This window comes from Aeromonas finlandensis (assembly GCF_000764645.1).
Taxonomy (GTDB): Bacteria; Pseudomonadota; Gammaproteobacteria; order Enterobacterales; family Aeromonadaceae; genus Aeromonas; species Aeromonas finlandensis.
In genome coordinates this window covers 1-3,372 of the sequence record NZ_JRGK01000338.1, presented here as the reverse complement: position 1 = coordinate 3,372, position 3,372 = coordinate 1, and the positions used below count along the sequence as shown (strand labels likewise).

The following is a 3,372-nucleotide window of genomic DNA, read 5'->3' as shown; positions in this document are numbered from 1 at the left end:
GCGCTGATCGCCTCGGCCTATGCCGGGGTGTTTCCCGAGCAGGTAGAACGGCTGATCATGCTGGAGGGGTTAGGGCCGCTGAGTCAGCCCGATGAGGAGGTACCTGCCCAACTGCGACGAGCGATTTTAAACCGCAGTCGCACCCGGGAACGCAGTGCCAACGGCTTTGCCTCCATTGATGAAGCGGTGGCAGCCCGTTGTAAAGTGGCGGATATCACGCCGCAGGCGGCGCGCCTGATCTGTGAGCGGCAGCTTGAGATGAGGGCAGGGCGCTGGCACTGGCGCAGCGACCCCCGTTTGCGGGATCTTTCGCCCCTGAGAATGAGCGAAGGGCAGGCCCGGGCACTGATGGCGGCCATCCGTTGTCCCGTGTTGTTTATTCAGGGGGAGCAGGGCTTTGCTGCCCTTGAAGCCCAATGGCAGGCCCGTCAGGATGCCTTCCAGCAGATCGATCGGGTCATATTGGGCGGAAACCACCATTTCCATATGGAAAATTCGGCTGATACGGCCATTTATATCGTAAAGTTTTGTCAGTTTCGGTAGAATCGCCGGCTTTCAATAATTCCAGGTTTGTTTCCTCCCTCACATTTTTCAGTTGTTAATCCGCTGTTAATTGATGTTGCGCTGTGTAAATATGTGCGGCATTAGAGCATCAGCTTAAAACAACTGATTAAAATGGATGTGAACAGGGACGGAGGCAACACAGTGAGCGCACAGGTGCTAGTTATGCAGGAGAAGTTCGTGGAAAAAGTCTGGTTGAAGCGTTATCCGGAAGGGGTTCCCGCCGAGATAAATCCAGACCAGTACGGCTCCCTGGTCGAGATGTTCGAATCCTCGGTGGGCCAGTTTGCCGACCAACCTGCCTTCGTCAATATGGGGCAGACCATCACCTACCGCCGACTGGAAGAGCAGTCCCGCGCCTTTGCTGCCTATCTGCAAAACGAGTTGAAGCTGGAGAAGGGGGATCGGGTTGCGGTGATGATGCCGAACCTGCTGCAATACCCCATCGCCGTGTTTGGCATCCTGCGCGCCGGCATGATAGTGGTCAACGTCAACCCGCTCTATACCCCGCGCGAGCTGGAGCATCAGCTTAAAGACTCCGGTGCCAAGGCGATTGTTATCGTCTCCAACTTTGCCCATACCCTGGAAAAAGTGGTCTACGACACCCCGATCAAGCACGTCATCCTGACCCGGATGGGGGACAACCTGGGTCTGGCCAAGGGCACCTTGGTCAATTTCGTGGTCAAGTATGTCAAGAAGCTGGTGCCGAAATACAATCTGCCCCACGCCACTACCATGCGTCAGGCCCTCTCCAAGGGACGTTTCCTGCAGTACATCAAGCCCGAGATCACCAACGACGATCTCGCCTTCCTGCAGTACACCGGTGGCACCACCGGCCTCTCCAAAGGGGCCATGCTGACTCATCGCAACATGATTGCCAACGTCGAGCAGTGCCTCGGCGTCTATGGTCCCATGTTGGAGCGTGGCAAGGAGTTCGTGGTCACCGCGCTGCCGCTCTATCACGTCTTTGCCCTGACCGTGAACTGCCTGCTCTTTATGCGCATCGGCGGCTACAACCTGCTGATCAGCAACCCGCGCGACATCCCGGGCTTTGTCAAAGAGATCAAGAAGTACCCCTTCACCTGCATTACCGGGGTCAACACCCTGTTCAATGCGCTGGTCAACAACGACGAGTTTCAGGGGATCGCCTTTGACAAGCTCAAGCTGACCATCGGCGGCGGCATGGCGGTGCAACGCGCGGTTGCGGAGAAGTGGAAGACACTGACCGACACCCCGCTGCTGGAAGGCTATGGCCTGACCGAGTGTTCGCCACTGGTGAGCGTCTGCCCCTACGATCTGACCGACTACAACGGCTCCATCGGCCTGCCGGTTTGTTCTACCGAGATCCGTCTGGTGGATGACAATGGCCAGGTGGTTCACGCCCTCGGCACTCCCGGCGAGATGCAGGTTCGTGGCCCGCAGGTGATGACCGGCTACTGGCAGCGCCCCGAAGCGACCGCCGAAGTGATGCAGGATGGCTGGCTCTGTACCGGTGATATCGCCGTGTGCGACGAGCAGGGTTTCTTCAAGATCGTTGACCGCAAGAAGGACATGATCCTGGTCTCAGGTTTCAACGTCTATCCGAACGAGATCGAAGATGTCGTTGCCCTGCACCCGAAAGTGCTGGAGGTGGCCGCCGTCGGCGTGCCGCACAAGGTCTCCGGCGAGCTGGTGAAGATCTTTGTGGTCAAGAAAGATGCAAAATTGCAGGAGGACGAGATTATTGCCCACTGCCGCAAACATCTGACTGCCTATAAGGTGCCGAAACTGGTAGAATTTCGTGACGAACTTCCCAAGACCAATGTGGGCAAGATCCTGCGCCGCGTACTGCGCGACGAGGAGATTGCCAAGCAATAACCGGACTGCGGCTGCAGAACCCTCTGCAAACCAGCACCGTCGTTATGCAAAACCGTGGGTCATCCCACGGTTTTTTCTTTTTGGCCCTGATCAACCGCGCAGGCACAGATGCACTATCAACTTATCACTCAGCAAGCCGAACTTGAGCTCTATCTCGCTTCTCTGGCCGACGTTCCCCTGGCTATCGATACTGAATTCGTTCGCACCCGCACCTACTATCCCCAGCTTGGCCTGTTTCAGATCTATGACGGCGAGCATCTGGCGCTGCTGGATCCGCTGACGCTGGATCTTTCCGCCCTCTGGCAGCGACTGGGCAGGGAAGGGCAGATCGCCATCCTGCACGCCTCTGGTGAAGATCTGGAGCTTATCCAGCATCAGGCAGGCCACCTGCCCAACCAGATGCACGATACCCAGCTGGCCACCGCATTTCTCGGTTACGGTGTCTCGGTCGGCTTTGGCGCGCTGGTGAACGAATTCCTCGGGGTCGAGCTGGAAAAAGATCAGGCGCGCACCGACTGGCTGGCTCGTCCGCTCACCGCTCGTCAGCTTGAATACGCGGCGGCGGATGTGTTCTACCTGATGCCGCTCTACGAGAAGGTGATGGCCAAACTGCGGGAAAGCGGCAAGTTTGCCTGGTTCGAGCAGGAGTGCCAAAACCACTCCGCCCGCAAGACCCAGGGTAGCGATCCCCGTCAGGCTTACCTTGAAATCGTCAACGCCTGGCAACTGGGCCGCCGTGAGCTTGCCATCCTGCGCGAGCTGGCCGCCTGGCGTCAGCAAGAGGCGGTACGCCGCGATCTTGCCCTCAACTTCGTGGTCAAGGAGCTGCACCTGTTCAAGGTGGCGGAGCGTCGCCCGACCTCCATGCGTGATCTCAACGAGCTGGGCCTCTCGCCCATCGAGATCAAGATCCACGGCAAGCGGATGCTCGATATCGTCGCCCGCGCTCAGCAG

The 3,372-nt window shown here is 58.1% G+C and carries 3 protein-coding genes; all 3 read left to right on the top strand.

Annotation, left to right across the window (positions count from 1 at the left end):
- Positions 1 to 543 (top strand): alpha/beta fold hydrolase (locus tag LD28_RS0120495; RefSeq protein WP_033138748.1); only part of this gene is annotated, 543 nt, incomplete at its 5' end.
- Between the two features lie 198 nt (positions 544 to 741).
- A complete protein-coding gene (gene fadD / locus LD28_RS0120490) occupies positions 742 to 2,418 on the top strand; it encodes a long-chain-fatty-acid--CoA ligase FadD (protein WP_156120339.1) in 1,677 nt (558 codons plus the stop codon).
- A gap of 108 nt (positions 2,419 to 2,526) precedes the next feature.
- Positions 2,527 to 3,372: ribonuclease D (gene rnd, locus LD28_RS0120485; protein ID WP_033138746.1), on the top strand; the 846-nt coding region annotated here is incomplete at its 3' end.